Annotated in this window: 11 protein-coding genes and 1 pseudogene; 9 read left to right on the forward strand and 3 right to left on the reverse strand. The window is 56.6% G+C overall.

Annotation, left to right across the window (positions count from 1 at the left end; all coding sequences use genetic code 11):
* Nucleotides 1-8: 8 nt before the first annotated feature.
* Nucleotides 9-4346, forward strand: coding sequence for a helicase-related protein (locus tag BW09_RS08495; RefSeq protein WP_140463320.1), 4338 nt, complete (start codon nucleotides 9-11; stop codon nucleotides 4344-4346).
* Complete coding sequence (locus BW09_RS08500; protein ID WP_140463322.1) at nucleotides 4343-5053, forward strand: DUF4391 domain-containing protein; 711 nt, start codon at nucleotides 4343-4345, stop codon at nucleotides 5051-5053. The genes BW09_RS08495 and BW09_RS08500 overlap by 4 nt, the downstream gene beginning before the upstream one ends.
* Before the next feature lie 493 nt (nucleotides 5054-5546).
* Here the strand turns inward: BW09_RS08500 and BW09_RS08505 are convergent, their stop codons facing one another.
* Nucleotides 5547-6020 (reverse strand): hypothetical protein, encoded by a 474-nt coding sequence (locus tag BW09_RS08505; RefSeq protein WP_140463324.1) that lies wholly within the window; start codon nucleotides 6018-6020, stop codon nucleotides 5547-5549.
* A gap of 149 nt (nucleotides 6021-6169) precedes the next feature.
* Between BW09_RS08505 and BW09_RS08510 the strand changes: the two genes are divergently transcribed.
* From BW09_RS08510 to BW09_RS08540, 7 genes and pseudogenes are all read left to right on the forward strand, one after another.
* Nucleotides 6170-7333, forward strand: a complete 1164-nt coding sequence (locus tag BW09_RS08510; protein ID WP_140464866.1) for a M48 family metallopeptidase — start codon at nucleotides 6170-6172, stop codon at nucleotides 7331-7333.
* Nucleotides 7334-7762: 429 nt separating this feature from the next.
* A complete protein-coding gene (locus BW09_RS08515; protein WP_140463826.1) occupies nucleotides 7763-9751 on the forward strand; it encodes a site-specific DNA-methyltransferase in 1989 nt (662 codons plus the stop codon).
* A gap of 14 nt (nucleotides 9752-9765) precedes the next feature.
* On the forward strand, nucleotides 9766-13014 hold the full coding sequence (locus BW09_RS08520) for a DEAD/DEAH box helicase family protein (protein WP_140463828.1): 3249 nt from the start codon (nucleotides 9766-9768) through the stop codon (nucleotides 13012-13014).
* A 1022-nt stretch (nucleotides 13015-14036) separates the two neighbouring features.
* Nucleotides 14037-15746 (forward strand): SpaA isopeptide-forming pilin-related protein, encoded by a 1710-nt coding sequence (locus tag BW09_RS08525; protein ID WP_140463830.1) that lies wholly within the window; start codon nucleotides 14037-14039, stop codon nucleotides 15744-15746.
* 223 nt (nucleotides 15747-15969) lie between these two features.
* Nucleotides 15970-16623 (forward strand): class C sortase, encoded by a 654-nt coding sequence (locus tag BW09_RS08530; RefSeq protein ID WP_181162098.1) that lies wholly within the window; start codon nucleotides 15970-15972, stop codon nucleotides 16621-16623.
* Nucleotides 16607-17977, forward strand: coding sequence for an IS256 family transposase (locus BW09_RS08535; protein ID WP_140463859.1), 1371 nt, complete (start codon nucleotides 16607-16609; stop codon nucleotides 17975-17977). The genes BW09_RS08530 and BW09_RS08535 overlap by 17 nt, the downstream gene beginning before the upstream one ends.
* 41 nt (nucleotides 17978-18018) lie before the next feature.
* Nucleotides 18019-18123: pseudogene (locus BW09_RS08540) on the forward strand (class C sortase); the annotation flags it as partial.
* A 318-nt stretch (nucleotides 18124-18441) separates the two neighbouring features.
* On the opposite strand, the gene BW09_RS08545 reads toward BW09_RS08540, so the two are convergent.
* Both BW09_RS08545 and BW09_RS08550 read right to left on the reverse strand, forming a co-directional pair.
* Nucleotides 18442-18789 carry a lectin-C gene (locus BW09_RS08545; RefSeq protein ID WP_181161797.1) on the reverse strand — a complete coding sequence of 116 codons (348 nt, stop codon included), beginning with the start codon at nucleotides 18787-18789 and terminating at the stop codon, nucleotides 18442-18444.
* An 81-nt stretch (nucleotides 18790-18870) separates the two neighbouring features.
* Nucleotides 18871-19344, reverse strand: a complete 474-nt coding sequence (locus BW09_RS08550) for a Fur family transcriptional regulator (protein WP_258185036.1) — start codon at nucleotides 19342-19344, stop codon at nucleotides 18871-18873.
* Nucleotides 19345-19362 lie beyond the last annotated feature (18 nt).

Genomic DNA, 19362 nt, shown 5'->3' on the forward strand with positions numbered 1-19362 from the left:
GTGTAACAATGTCAGAGTTCCTGCAGCATCATCGCAAGGTGGAGAACCAGGCGCGAGCCATGCTCGCCCTGGCCTCGTCCCGGCACTCCGAGTTTCCTCCAGCGCCCAAAGCCGATCCCGGTGAGGTCGTGGATCGTTGGAAAGGTGAGGTGCTGATTGAGTATGTCGCTTCGCTGAACGGCAGCGATGTGGATGATTACGTCACTGTGGACGATAACATCGAAGCCGGTCTGCTTGGCCTGTTCAGCCTTGCTTTGGAAGAGGGTGAACGAAGCCGAATACAGGTTCAGTTCACAGACGGCGAGTATACGGCCCGCCGTAATTTCACTCTGATGCATGAGCTTGGCCACTATCTGCAGCAAACGGATGATGATTTGGCACGACCGTTCGAGACTATTGCTAGTCCCGCTGAGAGCAAGCGTCTGGAAGAGGATTCATGCAATCGTTTTGCATCGTTTTCTTTGTTGCCTGAATCGTATGTGCGTGACGCGATGCGTGGCAAGTCCGTCAATGCGGCTGCAGTCAATCGAGTGTTCGAGCAGGGAAGACCATCCCGGTCCAAGATGATGCGCGCCTCGCGGCCGGTCGTAGCGCGGCGTATGGCTGATTTCCTGCAGAATTCCGGAACGGTGACGCTGGTCAAGGACGGCGAGCTGAACGTGCGCGCCTACTCGGATGGCAGGGCTGATTATGAGGGGGATCTGACATCCGTCGAACGTGAGATATTGGACCATGCCGGTTCCGAGCTGAAACCCGGGGAATCTTGCTTCTATCAGCTCGCTGCGGATGATGGGACGCCGCTGCGGGCCAGCGTCGTTATGTCACGAGGATGGTCGAAATATCATTTCATTGTGATTGAGCGGGAGACCGTTCCGGCGGCTTCTGCTCCACGTACGGATTCTGAACCGGAAGCATCGGCATCGCAGAATGCTATGCCTGAGCAAACGCCGGGCATAGCCGATCAGCACCGCAGTGAAACCCATGAGGACGATTACGAGGGTGATCGCGAAGACGATCACAAGGAAGATGAAGGATCACAGCGCATGAACGCTTATGGCATAATCGACAACCGCACCTCACTGGTGAAGGATGATCTGGTACGCACAATACGCTCCGGCGATCGCATGTCGGTGGCGGCCTCGCTGTTTTCGATGTATGCGTACCGTGAGCTGCGTGACCAGTTGGAATCGTTGGATTCGTTCCGGTTCCTGTTCACGTCGAAGGCGTTCACGAAGGATCGCACACCGAAAGAACGGCGCGAGTTCTATATTCCCCGTCTGGGGCGAGAGCAGAGCCTGTACGGCACGAATCTGGAAATCCGTTTGCGCAACGAGTTGACGCAGAAGGCAGTCGCGTTGGAATGCGTGGATTGGATACGACGCAAAGGTGCCCGATTCATGTCATTCGATGAGGAAACCGGCTTCCCGCAGTTCCTTGCCGTGGAACGTGATGGTGGAGACGCTTCCGGATATATGCCGTTCAATGAGTTTTCGACCACGCAGCTCGGCGTGACCAAGCATGCGTCGTCTCCTGCATACACGTCGTTTGTGATGAAGCAGGATGCGACGCAGACGAGTGGGTTGTTGACCATGTTCGATCAGGCGTGGAACAGCAGCCAAGTGCATGATGTGACCGAAGCGGTGATCGACGGTATTGAACGCATGTATCGTGAGAATCCTCCGGAACTGGTGTATTACAAGGCCCTGTATCGTATTTTCAGCGAGTTCCTCGAGGACGTGGACGAGGACGTGCTGCCCAAGGAAGGCACCGGTTTCCGGGAGAGCTGCATCTGGCATATGCTGTATGACTTCCAGAAGGATGCGGCCGTGTCGATCATCAACAAGCTGGAAACGTATAACGGTTGCATTCTGGCTGATTCGGTCGGTCTGGGCAAGACGTTCACCGCGTTGGCCGTGATCAAGTATTTCGAGTCGCGCAATCGCAACGTGCTTGTACTGTGCCCGAAGAAGCTGAAGGACAATTGGGTGACGTACCGGTCGAACGCGACCAATAATCCGATCGCTGAGGATCGTCTCCGCTATGACGTGCTGTATCACACTGATCTGAGCCGTTCCAAGGGTGATACGATCATGAACATTCCGATCGAGCGTATTAATTGGGGCGGCTATGATCTCGTCGTGATCGACGAATCGCATAACTTCCGCAACGGCAACGATTCGGCGGTGAAGGCGGACAGCAAGGAAAACCGATACGTCAAACTGTTGGACAAGGTCATTCACTCCGGCGTGCGCACCAAGGTGCTCATGCTGTCTGCGACGCCGGTGAACAACCGGTTCCGTGATCTGGAGAACCAGCTGCGTCTCGCCTACGAGGGCAACGACGACGATTGGACCGCCAAGCTGGACCTGTCTACGGATATCGACAATGTGTTCAAGAACGCGCAGAAAGCGTATTCGGCATGGTCGAAGCTCGAACCGAAGGAGCGGACCACGGCGAATCTCATGGATCGTTTGGACTTCGACTTCTTCAAGGTGTTGGATCAGGTGACGGTGGCGCGCAGTCGCAAGCATATCCAACGTTATTACGACATGAAAGCAATCGGCAGGTTCCCGGAACGATTGAAGCCGATCAGCGTGCGTCCGAAACTGTCCACGCAAGCGGGTGCTGTCACATACGATCAAATCTACGATGAACTCGACAAACTCTTTCTGGCCTTGTACATGCCGTCCGAGTTCATACTCGAATCACGCAGGGCGAAGTATTTTGAAGGCGAGGGGGAGAGCCTGACCACGAGCGGTCGTGAGACCGGCGTACGCAAGCTCATGGCTACGAACCTGTTGAAACGGTTTGAAAGCAGTGTGCACTCGTTCCGGCTGACGTTGGAGCGTGTGCTTGGCTATATGAAGGGCACGGTTGAAGTGCTCGACCGGTATGAGGAATACCGCCGTCAGCATCGCGATACGAGTATGTTCAAGGATATTGACGCGGATAGTTTCGATGCTGGTTTTGACTTTGATCAGGACGACGACGAACAGATGGAATTCACCACGCAAGGTAAGAAACAGTTCGCTCTGTCCGACATGAACTGGAAGGACTGGCGTCGTTATATTCAAGCCGACATTACCGTTATCAACGAATTGTTGAAGATGATCGGCGGTATCGACGCTGGTCATGATGCCAAACTCCAGCAGCTGTACCATACAATCCGCGCGAAGGTTGAGCATCCGATCAACCCCGGCAACCGCAAACTGCTGGTATTCACTGCGTTCGCGGATACTGCCGACTACCTGTACGAGCATGTGAGCGCGTACGCGAAGACGCTTGGCATGGAGACGGCAGAAGTGACCGGTGCTCGACCGGGCCGTTGCACGTTGAAGAAGGTCGGCGGTGACATGAGTAACATTCTCGCGTGCTTCTCGCCGATTTCTAAGGAGCGTGAAACCACCACGAAGGGGCTTGATGATCAGAACATCGACATTGTGATCGCTACCGATTGCATTTCCGAAGGCCAGAATCTTCAGGACTGCGACGAAATGGTCAACTACGACATTCACTGGAATCCGGTGCGCATTGTCCAACGTTTCGGCCGTGTGGACCGTATCGGCTCGAAAAACGAGCGTATCCAACTGGTCAACTATTGGCCCGACGTGGATCTCGACAAGTATCTGAAGCTCAAGGACCGTGTGGAAGCGCGCATGCGTCTGACTGTGCTCACGTCCACCGGTGACGACGACTACATCAACGAGAACGAGAAAGGCGATCTCGCCTACCGGGCGAGCCAGCTCAAACAGATGCAGAACGAGATTCCCGACCTTGAAGACGTGGAAGGTGGCATCAGCATCACTGATCTCGGTCTCAACGAGTTCCGCATGGACTTGGTCGCATACCACCAGCAGAATCCCGATATCGAGCACACGCCGGATGGCATCGATGCGGTGGTGGAAGGCGACGAGCCCGGCATCATGTTCGTGCTGAAGAATGTGAACGAAGGCGTCAACACGAGCGGCAGCAACCGTCTTCACCCGTATTATCTGGTGCATGTTGGCAGCGATGGTACGATTCTGCACGGGCATCTGGAGCCGAAAGCGTGCCTTGATCTCATGCGTATGCTGTGCAAAGGCAAGAATGAGCCGGACGATCACGCATGCCGCATCTACAACCGGATGACGAAGAACGGCAAGGACATGAGCCGTGCCTCGCGTCTGCTGCAAGAAGCTGTTTCTGGCATTATTAAAGCGGACTCTCAGTCAGCAGCCGATAGCTTCCTGACCACGGGCATGGCTGACTTCCTCGCGCCGACGGTACAAGGCATCGACGACTTCGAACTCATCTGCTTCCTGGTGATCCTGCCCAAGCGGAACCCTCGATCGGAGTCAAAGCAATGAGCGACATCGAATACTGCGGTCCCATATCCGCCCTCAGCATGGGACTGCCCAGCATCACCGCAGTGCCGGCAGGACGTGGCCGCCTATCCAAGGAAGGCTTCTACCGTGGCATGGATGTGCCGGCGGCATTGCGCCGCAGGTTCACGCAAGACGTGGTGTCGTTCACGATGCTTGCGCAAATCAATGAACGTTCCACCGGCATTCCTGCAAGTGAAACCGTGAATACGGTTTTCGTGCTCGGCATCGAAACCAAAACAGAGACGCCGCCCGTGCAGGTCATGGAGCATATCGCTCGCTATTACGGCGAGAGAACGGGTTATAAGACGCGCATTCTGTTCGTCTGCACGTTCGCCGGTGAATGCACGTTGGCGGTGTTCCGCAATGCCAAGGTCTCCCAAGGTCTTATGGAGGGGTGCGTTTACACGGCCGAGAACGTGAACTTCACGCAGGAGTCGATTCATTTGGACGAACGTGACCTTGGCCATACATGGGACGCCATCTGCGCGCAGGTCATCCTTAACGACGCAAACCCCGAACAGGTTGACCATCGCATCGCCGTTGACAGCAAGAGGAAAGCGCTTCTTGCCGAGATCGACCGACTTGAGAAAGCCCACGCCAAAACCCGCCAGATCGCCAAGCGCAACGACCTGTGGAGCCGGCTGCGATTGACACGACTCCAACTCAAGGAACTGGAGACGGGTTCGTAGATCCACAAGCACAGTCAAGTAATGGCTGGGATCCGCCAGATTCACCGGCACCATAGAAAGTTCCCGTATGACGTCCAACAAAATTGGCAATGCTTATTGAACTTTGAGGTTCAGTGCGATGAATAATCAATGGTGAGAATGAAAACCGTCGGATGGGGTTCCATCTCCGGCGAAGTTCTGTAGGAATCACAATACTGGTAGTTAATTCTGGCCATACTGGAGACTTCGTAATGGATGGTTCGAGAGAAACCTGGCTGTTTTGGACGTCCCGCCTTCCCTCTCAGAAAGCATGTGGACGCGATAGGATCCGGCGCTCCGGGAGTGGATGAAACGTGATCCCAAAACTGTTGTGCCTGCTGTATTCCGACGCGTGATACAAGCTGATTCCACGCGTCGGAATACCTGCGATGCACCACTATCCTGTAAGTGGGGCGTTGATTCGGATGCCCGCCAGGTCTTCTCGTAGGCTCGTAAGGATTGTATGCGCTGTCTATCACTGTGTGACGTCCTGTTCTGCGAGAGGCACGGCGTCGGTCAGTTCAGCGGGATCAACTCCATTGCGCAACAGGATGCGTTTACGTAATGGATCTTCAAGTTGACCAGCGGTTATTTTCCATTCTTTAATCATCTGATCGAGCTGCGAGTAGTCACCATCAGCGGAGCATGCAATGAGCTGGTCCGAAAGATCATCGCAGAAAGATTCCAAATCCTCATTGTCGAACACTCTCAGCCACGCAAGTTCGCCCAGTTCTGCAACAGAAGGACGCCTACTGGAGTTGACTATACGGCGAAGTCGTTCAAGCTGCACTGACCACTGACTGTATTTTTCAAGGTTCTGCAGTTTCCTTTCAGGAAGCATCACCAAACCTTGCCCCTGTGGATCTCGAATAACAGCTTTTCCGTCGCGAGCTGCTTGTAGAACCTCGGTTCTTTTGGTTGCGAGATCAGACGCTTGGAAAATTGTCATAGCTCTCCTTGTCAAGGCATGTGAAATGTCAGCACGAATAAACATCATGCCGATACTAGACAAACTACAGTTCCCATATTATCATAATATATACTATATTGTCAATATCCTGCATATCATCATATGTAGCGAACAGGGCTGGAGGTTTAATGGCAACCCCTTCTTTCGATATTCGCTCATGTTTTCAAGCCCTTGGAGAAGCACTAAGCCGACCCTTGAATGCGAATCAAGGGGACGCACCTCTCAGAAGTCAGATCATTACTGGGGCTTTGCGCATTCTCGAAAAATATGGCCTCGCCGAAGATGTGCTTCGATATGGGTTCGCGAGTCATGTGACAATACCATTGCTGTTTCGAGCAATGGGCCTTGCTCCGAACGATCTATATCCGGAACAACTCATGGATCGGTGGCGGCAGATTCTCCTCAAAGGATCCTGTCATGATGCGACCCGAACGCTCTCAGATCGCTACATGATGCTGACAAAATGGATGGCATCCGCCAATTTGAAAGACATAATTGAACTTAAGTCGCCATCTGACGACGAATGGGACAAACTGCGTTTAACGCCATCCGAAGATGCGGCAGTATCTGAGCAGTACCAGTGGTTGTGCGATCGATATCTGATACCTGACCCGAACGCATGGTTGACCACATCTTTACATCGCGAGTATCGATATATAGTGGATAACGAAATCGGGGACTTTCCAGAGCGGGCAGTCACCAGGATTCCTATAAGGCAGTCCGAACTTATCGAAATTATCGCGCGTAGAGCTGTTTATTCCTCGGATGAGTCTATATTAAAAGATCACCTGTATACACAAGTATACGAATCGGCTCTCGCATATCTGAAAAAAGATAACTACGAGCAAGCATCGACATTATTTGATTTCTTCCTTAGGCAATATCCAGGCAATTTAGCAGCACTGAACGCAAAAGGGTTCTGTCTCATTCCGGTAGACCCAGGTAAAGCGGAAAAAATGATTCGACAAGCGATCGACAGTGGATTGAAACCAAGAAATCTTGGTGAATACAATATTTGCTTCTGTCAATTGTTGCAGGGAAAGGTCTCACAAACGTTGCAAAATGCTGAAAAATACTGGTGCGAATTTCGTGGCCACGACACTGAAACGACACCTGCTGTCCTATGGAGCATGGGGAGTAATGGAAAGCCCGTACTCATCAGTACCGAATCAGTGGACTCAAGCTTAACGAGACTGTGCGCTAACGCTGCGGATTCTATCGGGGATAATGAGAGACAGGAGATGTGGTGGAAACGAGGAGAAAAGATAGACGGTACCTTGTCTACGCTGTAAGTCACAGCGTTAGAATTCTAGTGTGCTATAAGTGCATTGCGCCTGATGAAACCGGCATAGGTAATCAAATTGTGGAGGTTTGGTGCGATGAACTCAACGCAGGTTACGACATCATCGGCGCCTTTGCCTCATGCCCATGATCGTCCGGATACCTATGGGGAATTATCGGCGAAGCCCAATGGTCGGCAGCGTCGTGGTGGCGACCGGACGCTTACAACGCTACGGCATCCAATGATGGGTGCCGATGCTGCGGTCTTCGGCGTATCGTATGGGTGCTTGTCCGGTTGACTGTAGTGTCGGAGCGACAGGCAAACCAGCAAGCCGCACGGAGTCAAATAACCGTGGTTCATGATTATGGGCGGGAAACGGCGGTTACGATCATGACCCGTTGAATGAATTGTTAGAAAGAACAGAGTAAAGGAGAGCAGCATGGAAGTGCCTCGCATCGAACCGGTGACGCCTGATATCACACAGGAGAATATCGAGAAGATACTCGAACTGTTCCCGAACGTGGCGACGGAAGTGCGTGACCCGCAAACCGGGGAAGTCAAGCGTGCGGTTGATTTCGATGCGTTGCGCGACCAGCTCGGCGACGTGGCCGAAGGTATGCGCGAACGCTACCAGTTCACTTGGCCGGGCAAACGCGCAGCCAAGGAAGAGGCGCGACAGCCGATCGCCAAGACACTTCGCCCAGTCAAGGACCGCAGCAAGAACTGGGATGACACCAAGAACCTGTATATCGAAGGCGACAACCTCGACGCGCTGAAAATCCTGCGCGAGACGTACGCCGGCAAGATCAAGATGATCTACATCGATCCGCCGTATAACACTGGGCATGACTTCATCTACCGTGACAATTTCCGTAAGAACGCCGATGACTACGCCGGTGACAGCGGTGAATACGATGAGGACGGCGGACGTCTCGTCGCCAACCCTGAGTCCAACGGCCGATTCCACTCCGACTGGTGCACCATGATGTACTCACGGTTGTTGTTGGCAAGGGATTTGCTCACTGTGGATGGGATTATATTCATCAGCATAGATGCCAATGAAGAAGATAATCTTGAGAAAATTGCAGACGAAATCTTCGGTCGTGATAATCGTATTGCAGATGTCGCGGTTGTCAATAATTTTAAAGGAAGAAGCGATGATAAATATATCGCTACTGCACATGAGGGGCTTCTTATTTATAAGAAAAAGTCCTTTGAGTCTCTAGGAGTTCCTATTCCGTCCGAGTACATCCAAGAATACAAGTTAAATGACGATAAAGGAAAATATCGCTTACAAGGTCTTAGAAAACGAGGAGCAGGTTCACGACGTGAAGATCGTCCGAATATGTTCTATCCTTTTTATTATTCTGAAATACAGAAAAAACTCAGTCTAGTTTTTTCTGATGACAGTATAGAAATTCTCCCTAAACTCTCCGATGGAAGTGATGGTCGATGGCGATGGGGAAAAGAGACTGCACAGCAACGTTTGGATGAACTTACTGTTCAGCTTGTATCTGGGCGTAATGAATATGATGTCTTTCAAAAGGATTATTTATCCTCTAGCGGCCAAAAACGTATTAAGCCAAAGTCCGTTTGGATAGGAGCGGAGTATTCTGCGGAAGCTGGAACATTACAAACAAAAACCCTTCTCGGTAAGAATATTTTCGATACCCCTAAATCGGTCGGATTGTTGCTCTATTGTTTGGAGCAGGCAACATCCGAAGAGGACATCATCCTTGATTTCTTCTCTGGTTCCGCGACCACCGCGCATGCCGTTATGCAGCTAAACGCTGGAGACGGTGGCAATCGTAAGTTCATTATGGTGCAATTGCCTGAGGTGTGCGACGAGAATTCTGAAGCGGCGAAAGCTGGCTATCACACGATCTGCGAGATCGGTGAGGAGCGCATTCGTCGCGCCGGCGAGAAGATCAAGGCCGAGATCGAGCAGGAGAACCAGCAGTTGGAGCTTGGTGCGGAGCCGAAGCAGGTGCCGGATATCGGTTTCCGTGTGCTGCGCGTGGATTCGTCGAATTATGCGGATGCTCGTCGTTCCCCGCTGGAGACAACACAGGGCGAGTTGGATGATTTGGTCGACGTATCCAAGGCTGATCGTGATTCGTTGGACAAGCTCTTCGAATGCTTCCCGTCGCTCCAGTTGCCGTATGATTCCTCGATCGAGGTGCTGGAGGATCCTGCGTTCGCCGGTCACACGGTGTATAGCGTGAACGGCGGCCAACTGGTGGCGTGCTTCGACGCAGAGATTCCCGAATCGGTGCTGCGTGGCATGGCGGCGCTCGACCCGAAACCGTCGTATGCGGTGGTTGCTGAGGCAGGTCTGAAGAACAGCCAGACGGTCACCAACTTCACCGAGATCTTCAAACAGGCGGCGAACGCCCGGCAGGGTTCGACGCAGATTCGCATCATCTGAAAATGAGGTGAAGCATGAAATTCGAGTTTTCCAGATACCAATATCAGACTGATGCCGCGAATGCCGTATGCGACGTATTCGAGGGGCAGCCTTCCCGAGAGCATGTGAGTTATATCCGTGATGTCGGCGTATGGGGGAAGCCGGAACCCGTCTTCACGCCTGAAGCGGAGCAAGGCGAATTGGATATTCTGCAAAACCAATCCAAGCAGAACGCATTCGATGACATGCGGTCCGAAGAGTTGGACGACACTGGCTATCGCAACAACGATCTCATGCTGTCCCCAGCGCAATTGCTGGCCAACATCCACAAGGTCCAGCACCGCGGAGGACTGGCTGATTCGCCTCGGCTGTTCCAAGGCAACGGCGCGGTCGAATTGGATGTGGAAATGGAGACCGGCACCGGCAAGACGTTCGTGTACACGAAGACGATCCTTGAGCTTAACCGTCGGTACGGGTGGTCGAAGTTCATCATCGTGGTGCCGTCCATCGCCATTCGTGAGGGCGTGGACAAGTCACTGGCATTGACGGACGACTATTTCTACACTTCCGGCGTGAACGACGACACCGGCTATGGGAAGCACATCAACTGGTTCGTGTACAACTCGTCGAATCTGAATGACTTGGATACGTTCGCCCAGTCGCCGGACGTATCGGTGATGGTCATCAACATGCAGACGTTCAATACCTCCATGAAGGAAGGAGGCCGCAGCAAGGATTCGCGCATCATCTTTTCCGAACGAGACGACTTCGGATCGCGCCGGCCGATCGACGTGATCGCGGCCACGCGCCCGATCATCATCATGGACGAACCGCAGAAGATGGGAGGTGTGGCAACGCAGAAAGGCGTCTCCCTGTTCAAGCCGCTGTTCGTGCTGAACTATTCGGCTACCCACAAGGTCCATCATGACCTTGTGTATTCGCTGGATGCATTGGACGCCTACAACCAGCGTCTGGTCAAGCGCATCGAGGTCAAGGGCATCGAGCTGGAGAACATGCGAGGCACCGACGGATACCTGTATCTGCAGGACATCATCGTCAAGCCGAACCATGCTCCCCAGGCGCGCATCGAGCATAAGAAGATGTCCGCCGCCGGCAACGTGGTCAAAGCCATGGGGCTTTTCGACGTGGACGACGACATGTACACGGCGTCCGGCGAGCTTGAGGCGTACCGGGGTGGCTGGTCCATCGCGCCGGACGGTATCGTGCCCGACCAGCTGAGCGGTGGATTGGGATACGTGCGGTTTCTCAACGGCACGATCCTGCGCCGTGGCGAAATCCTCAACGATGGCGCCGAAGCCGATCTGCGCCGCATCCAGATCCGGGAGACCATCAAGAGCCACTTGGACAAGGAAGCCATGCTTTACGCGCGCGGCATCAAATGCCTGAGCCTGTTCTTCATCGACGAGGTGGCCAAGTACCGCCAATACGGTGAGAACGGCGAGGAACAGTCCGGCGAATACGCGCGCATCTTCGAGGAAGAGTACGACTCGTGCGTGCAGGACTGGCTGAACACCTACCTGGATGTGGACCGTGGCCAGTATCGCGAATTCCTTCGCCATACTCGGGCGCATGACGCGCACAACGGCTATTTCAGCATCGACAAGCACGGGCATAGCATCGACTCCAAGACGAAAGGCAAGGAGCAGGAAAGCGACGATATCAGCGCTTATGATCTGATCCTCAAAAACAAGGAACGCCTGCTGAGTTTCGACGAGCCGACCCGGTTCATCTTCAGTCACTCCGCGTTGCGCGAAGGCTGGGACAATCCGAACGTGTTCCAGATCTGCACGCTCAAGCATTCCGATTCTGAAACCGGCAAACGCCAGGAAGTCGGCCGCGGTTTGCGTTTGTGCGTGAACAAGGACGGCGTGCGCCAGGATGCGAATGTACTTGGCGCCGATCAGGTGCAGGAGGTCAACCTGCTGACGGTGATCGCCTCGGAAAGCTATGCGGACTTCACCGAGGCCCTGCAGAAGGACATCAACGCCAACCTGCGCGAACGCCCTCTCAAGGTCGACAACGCGTTCCTCACCCGTATCACGGTGCCTGCCGAAAAGCTCGGAGGCGAGGCTGTCGGCGGCGAGCCGGTCACGTTCACCGAAGAGGAGGCGAATCGCGTCCACTTTGTGCTCATCAAGCATGGGCTCATTGATTACGATGACAAGTTGACCGACGAATACCGTGAGCACGGTTTGGACGAGGAGACCATCAAGGATCTTCCCGAATCATTGCAGGACAAAGCGCTCGCAATCGATTTCGCACTGAAAACCGTGCTGGAAGGCACGACGTCAATGCTTATCGGAAACGCGCTCAAGAAGAAGGCGCTGGCCAATCCGCTCAACGACAATTGGAACCGCAAGGAGTTTCAGGCGTTGTGGAAGCGCATCAACCACAAGTATGCGTACACGGTCAGCTTCGACGATGATGAGTTGGTTGGCAACGCCGTCAAAGCCATCGACAATGAGCTAGTTGTCTCCAAGCTGTCGTATTCGATTACACGCGGCCTGCAGAAACAGAAGGCGAATCGCAACGAACTGGCTGCCGGCGACCATTTCGTGAGGGAGTCGACCAGCAGCGGCAATGAGATGAACGTGGATGCGTCGAACGGTGTGGCCTACGACCTGCTTGGCGAGATCTCCCGCGGGGCGAGCATCACCCGTCGTTGTGCAGCCGAGATTCTCAAGCGAATCGCTCCGGCCAAGTTCAGCATGTTCGCCGACAATCCGGAACAGTTCATCGCCAAGGTGTCGAAGCTCATCATCGAGCAGAAGGCCGCCATGGTCGTGGACCACATCTGTTACGACCGAATCGAAGGCGAATACGATGCAAGCATCTTCACCGCGGGAGGCAACTCACGCATCGAGGCCGAAGGATACCGCGCCAGCAAATGCGTGCAGGACTGGGTCTTCCCCGACGGCACAGCCAAAGAAAGCGTGGAACGACGCTTCGCCAAGGATCTCGATGCTGCGGATGAAGTGGCGGTTTACGCGAAGCTCCCGCGCGGATTCCAGATCCCCACACCGGTCGGCAACTACGCCCCCGACTGGGCGGTCGCGTTCCGCGAGGACGACGGAATCAAGCACCTGTTCTTCGTAGCGGAAACCAAAGGCACTATGGGTTCGCTTGAATTACGTGAAGTCGAAAAAGGCAAAATCGCCTGTGCATCAAAACTGTTCAACGAATTCCAGTTAGCCGGCGATGTTCGCTACGAACAAGTCAACAGCTATCAGTCGCTCCTCGAGACGATCAAATCACTGCAATAGTAGTTGTTTACAGTTGCACTTAAGTAAAGGAAACTATTGGATTAACCATCAGTGGACCACAACGCGTTGAGACAATCGCATTTCTAATAATGCGGTCACTGGGATGAGGTCGGCGGCGGTTTGCACGAAGAACAGCCCATTGCTTCGTACAATCCGCCGCTGGGGTGCGCTGTTGCTTCGTGTGGCTTCCGCTGTCTGGCTTGGATGGGTCGGTGGGACTCGGACGGAACTGATGGGAGTATGGCGGTGTGCGCGAGGGGGAGTGCGCCGCGCTTCTCACGGCCTTTTTCACCGCCAGGCGCTGACCTGCCTGTGCTATCTCGGTGACGAGGGGTTGATACGGGGTGCTGCGGACTTCTATGTGGCTTACGAGGGGTGCCTGGACCGGGGGTTCACGGGGATTCCAGACCGTGAGGGCCGGTATTCCGCCGTGCGTACCCAGGATATCGAGGTTTGGATACCCCTCGTAGCGCAGATGGGTGTTCGCAACGCGCGCGATGTACCCCTTGCAACGAGGATGTGCTCTGGCAGGTTGGTGTCACACTGCGGGAAACACCGCTCAACCTGCCGAACAAGCATTGAAGCAATACAGCACGGAAGTGAAGTCCCGGCATGAAACAAACACCTTGTATCTCGCGCCGCAAATTCGTTGATGAATTGACTGCCCCTCAGGCCTTCTTCGCGGGCAGGCTCTCCTGACAAGGGGAACTGGGAATGAGATAAACGAATTTACGACGCAGGGCACTGGGTACGGGAACGGCATATCCAGCAAACCGTGTATCCCGCGAGATACATCCTGCGTGTTGAATCTCGCAAGTCGCATCCAGCAAGCTGCGACACGCCACAGATTGTTAAAATGAGAATCATTATCAATAATGATGGAGGCGGCGAGCATCGCTGCCTTGTATGGCCGAACGGGATGGGACCCATCCCGCCCCGCGCCCCGCGGCTTGCCGTCGACGGGCGTGGCGGCCCTGTCACAGCTGCCTGAGGCAGATAGAAAGAAGGTGCCCATGAAGGGCATGAGCAAAATAACCGCAGTGGGATGCGCAGCGGCGTTGTCCATGTCGGCGCTGGCGGGCGTGGCGGCTCCGGCATTCGCCTCCACCGATGCCGCCGGAGATCCGGCCATCACCGACACGTCCATCGAAATCAGTGGCACGCCCACTGGTGTCTCCGGCGAACACCGTTTCAAGGCGTACCGCGTCGGCACGTACTCCAACGCCCGGGTGGAGGATGGCGTACTGAAAGGTGTCGACGTCACCACCAACGAGAAATACGCCTCCGTGGCCTCGACGGCGTTGCATGAATCTGCGGGCGTCGTGGATTCCGACCCGCTGCGGTATGTGGCCACCGCATTCTCTGACCCCCAGGACAATGCGAAGCCATGGGACTCCAATCCCAAGCTGAGGGCGTTCGCCGACGCCCTCGCCAAAGACATCGTCTCCGGCGACACGGAGATCGAGCCCGACGAGGTCCTCGTCTACAACGACCAGAACCGGTTCTTCGAGGTGGACGAAGGCATCTGGCTGCTCGTAGACGATCAGGGCATCGATTTCGGAGCGACCATCGGCTCGATTCCGATTCTCGTCTCCACCGACGCGTCCGGAGCGTCGTTCGACCCCGCGCATCCGCTCGGCAAGGTGAATCTGAAGAACCAGAACGTGCCCACGGTGGACCTCGCCTTGGCGGAGAAGACCGAGAAGGGCACATTCCGCATCGTCGACCAGCCGGATTTCGCCATCGGGCATGACTTCTACACACAGGTCTCCACCACGATTCCCTCGTACACCGGGTATCCGCTGGGTGGGCGCATCTACTCGCTGGCGCTGGCGTTCGGCGAGGATGGCGGCGAGGACGGTTCCGGCATCGAATTCGACGGCAGCGAAGTGGTGGCGACCGTCACATCCGTGGACGGCGCGACGGTGCAGAGGCTCGAGGCCGGCAAGGACTTCGACGTGACGCCCGGCGGCATCGCCACCATCGATTTCGGCAAGTACGTCAACGGACAGGGGGCGAACAAGGTGCTTGACGGAGGCTCCCTGACCGTGGATGCGAAGGTGCGGCTCACCGATGCTGCCGCTGTCTCCACGCCGCAGGGCGTGGAAGGCAATCCGATCACCTCGTCCCTGTCGTACTCCAGCACGCCCACCGATCTGACGCATACCGCGCAGGCGTGTGCCAACGCGGCATGCGCGTTCGGCAGTGAAGACAACTACATCTACGCCTACACCTACGGGTTCGGCTTGACCAAAACCGACAAGGCCGATCCGTCCCAACTGCTGGGCGGTGCGGAGTTCGCCGTCTCCGGCAGGGACGAGAGCTTCGTGACCGCCTCCGACGGTGATGCCAAGGGCACGGTCTCCGTCACGGGTGTGGACTCCGGCGTGCAGACCGTGCTGGAGACCAAGGCTCCGGAGGGGTACCCGGACTATGCTCTGCCTTCCTTCTCTTTCGAAGTGAAGCCGACATTCGTATCCGGCGCCACCTCCCGGCAGAAGAAGCTGCAGTCGGTCGAGTACACCGATCCCCAGGACGATGTGCTCGGGCTGGTCTCCCATGATCCGGGCACCTCGGACTATCGCGTGGCGAACGTGAAGACCATCGCCCAGTTGCCGCTGACCGGTGGTGCGGGTATCACGGCGATCGTGGCGCTCGCCGTGGGATTGGGTGCGTTGGGAGTCGGCAACGTCGTCAAGGCGCGACTGCTCAAGACGGCGCGCCGTCGATGACGGTACGCGATCATTCGGCTTGCCGGCTGTCCGTCTGATGGGTCTCGTTCGGTTCCGTGACGCCTCGGGGTGCGTCACGGAACCGAACGCGTTGGGCGTCGCCGGTTCGGGAGGAGTTATGCGAACGATGAGGGATGTCGCGACGGTACGGCGTTGCGAAGGGGGAGTGTGTGCCGTCATTGACCGGAGGGAGCGGCGTGGGCGGCGGCTGTTGCTGAGAGGTGTGGCGTATCTGCTGGTGGCGCTGCTTCTGATCGTCGGCGTATTCGGGGCGCGCATGGTGCGGCAGGCTGGCCATGAGCGTCGCGCCGCGGAGGTCGCGCAAGCTGCACGGTACAGGAGCGCACGGGAACGTGAGCGCATGCTGGATGCGGCCCGCCGATACAACGACGTACTGGCGACGCGCGGGCAGCCGGTCCTGGGCGAATGGTCGACGGTTCCATCGGATTCCGCCGGAACGAGGGATGACGGGGAACGCTCGCGATACAGCAGATTGCTGGATATCTCCGCAGGGGTCATGGGGTCGATCCGCATCGGCGTCATCCATGTGGATCTGCCGATAGGGCATGGCACCGGCGAGCAGACGTTGGCGCGCGGCGCCGGCCATCTGTACGGCACGTCGCTGCCGGTGGGCGGGCCCTCCACGCATGCGGTCATCACGGCGCACAGCGGGTTGGTGCGGGATGTGATGTTCACCCATCTTGACGAGGTCGCGGTCGGCGACAGGTTCTCGATCGACGTGCTGGGCAGGAGCATGGACTACCGCGTCGACCGCATCAGCGTGATAGAGCCCGATGACGTGACGCAACGAGGGTGTCTAATTGTTTGTGTATGGGGTTGCCGGGTGAAAGGATATTATGATGGTGACCTCGCATGATGAAGTAGGGTGCGGCGATGGTGCCGTTGCCGTGGGTTCCGCCCGTGAGCTGGTGGATGGTCTTGTTTCGTCGGGTTCGTTGGATTCCCTGTTCGAGCGTATAGACAGGGGCGATGTGGAGCCGGCCGGCGATGGGGGTCTGATCCCGGAACTGGTGCGCGCGGCCCTGGAGCGCGGCCTGGAGGCGGAGATGACCTCGCATCTGGGCTATGAGGCGGGAGACCGTGACGGCAAGGCGGCCAGCGGCACGGGGAATTCGCGGAACGGCTCGTATCCGAAGACCCTGGCCACCGGGGTCGGGCCCGTGACGATCCAGGTGCCGCGGGACCGCGACGGCTCGTTCACGCCGAGGCTGGTGCCGAAGTGCTCCAGACGGCTCGGTGGTCTGGACGACATGATCGTCAGCCTGTACGCGGGCGGCATGACGGTGCGCGACATCCAGCATCATCTCGCCAAGACCGTGGGCACCGAACTGTCGCACGAGACGATCTCGTCGGTCACCGACGCGGTGGCCGACGCGGTGCTCGAATGGCAGGAGCGCCCGTTGGACGAGTTCTATCCGGTCATGTACCTGGACGCGATACGCGTGAAGGTCAGGGATGGGGGCAGGGTCGTGTCGAAGGCCGCGCATCTCGCGGTCGGCGTCGATATGGACGGCCTCAAGCACGTGCTGGGCATCTGGGTCCAGGATGCGGAGGGCTCCTCGTTCTGGGCGCACGTGTGCGCCGAGATCGCCAACAGGGGCGTCACGGACGTGATGATCGTGTGCTGCGACGGGTTGAAGGGCCTGCCCGAGGCGATAGAGGCGACATGGCCGCAGGCGATGGTGCAGACCTGCGTGGTGCATCTGATCCGCGCGGCCAACAGGTTCGTGGCCGACCATGACCGCAAGGCCGTGTGCAGGGATCTGAGGCGGGTGTACGAGGCGGTCGATTCCGGGCAGGCGCGCAAGGCGTTGGACGAGTTCAGGCAAAGCGAGCTCGGACGCCGGTACCCGTCCGTGGCTGCCACGTGGGAGCGGGCCTGGGACCGGTTCATACCGTTCCTCCAGTTCCCGCCGATGCTGCGCCGTGTCATCTACACCACCAACAGCATCGAATCATTGAACTATCAGTTGAGGAAGGCCGGCCGCAACCGCAGCCAGTTCCCCAACGACCAGGCCGTCGTCAAGCTCCTGTGGCTCGCGATCTGCGACATCGAGGACAAACGGGCCAGACAACGGGAGAAGACCGGGAAAGGCAAACGCCATAAAAGCGAATGCCGTCTCATCGAGGGGCGGGTCACCACCAACTGGAAACAGGCCCTGGCCCAACTCGCCGCCGCGTATCCCGAACGCATGGAACCATACCTCTAAAAAACAAAAACAAAACCCCAAACACAAACAATTTGACAAGCTCGACGCAACTGCTGATTGTTCCCGGAGAGGACCGCGTCACGCTGATGACCTGCACCCCGTATGGGGTGAACACCCATAGGCTTCTCGTATCGGGTGTCCGCGTGCCTTCCGATTCACGTGGGGGAGGGGAAAGCGCAACACGGCGCGAATCGGTGCCGACGATGGCGGGGATTGTGGTGTTTCTCATCGTTTTGGGCGGCGGCTCGGGGTTTGTATGCAGCGCCGGTTCGTGCAGGGCGTCGATCCGTGCGCGGCATCGCGCGTAATCGCGGCGTATGCATAGCGGGCGTCCCTCGTCATTCTGAGGGGGGTACCTCTCTTAAATGACGGGGGACGCCCGCTTGGAAGGGAAGGGGTGCACGGCCTGTGGCCCCGGCCCGCGCGATGAATTCACTCATCGCACGGGCCGGACAAATCGTTTTTCAGGCGGCGAGTTCGGCCTTCAGCTCCTTGAGATCGGCGAGGATCTCCTCGTGGCACTTCTCGTTGGTGTCGAAGGCGAGGTGGCAGAAGGCGCACTCGTGGCCTTCGCGGTTCTCGTGGCAGGTGTGAATGCAGGCCTTGCCCTCGCACTGCTCGTCGGTTCCGTGCATGCAGTCGTTGTCGTCGCAGCAGTCGCCGGTCAGGCAGCAGCCGCAGCAGCCGCATGCGGCAACGCCGTGCTCGTGGGCGGAGATGTCGAACTTGGCGAGCGTGTCCTTGCAGACGGCGAAGGTGCCTTCCTCGGTGACGATTTCGTAGGCGTGCTGGTCGATGGTTTTGATGGTCATAAGTTTTCCTTTCAATGTGTCCATGGTTTTCGATTGAAAGGATAAGACGCGCGCGGTGCGTGTGGAAGTTAGTGAAAGTGGTTACCGGTTTCGCTGCCCGTCGCCGTCGTGGGCACTGTCGATGACCTTCTGCGCGCAGCGGGGGCACAGGCCGTAGATTTCCAGCTCATGGGCGACGTTGATGTAGTGCAGTTTGGCCGCCGCCTGATCGATCCACTGTTCCAGCCCTGGAATCTCGATTTCTATGGTCTTCCCGCAACTCCGGCACATGATGTGGTGGTGGTGACGATGGTCGGTGCAGGCGCGGTACAGGGTTTCGCCGTCGAGATGAATGATGTCGAGTTTTCCTTGGCCGGCCATCATCTGCAGATTCCGGTATGCGGTGGTGGTGCCGATGCGCGTGCCTCGGTTGCGCAGGATGTCGGTGATCTCCTGAGCGGTGGCGAAGCGCGACAACTCCGACAGTGTCTGCTCGATCAGCATGCGCGGTCTGGTGATGCGGGGGTTGGGCGACTCCGCGCGCTCGTCGCGCTGTTGTCCGTCGTGATTGGTCACTGTATTCCCCTCCTCTCC

This window comes from Bifidobacterium sp. UTCIF-1 (genome assembly GCF_006408915.1).
Classification (GTDB): domain Bacteria; phylum Actinomycetota; class Actinomycetes; order Actinomycetales; family Bifidobacteriaceae; genus Bifidobacterium; species Bifidobacterium reuteri.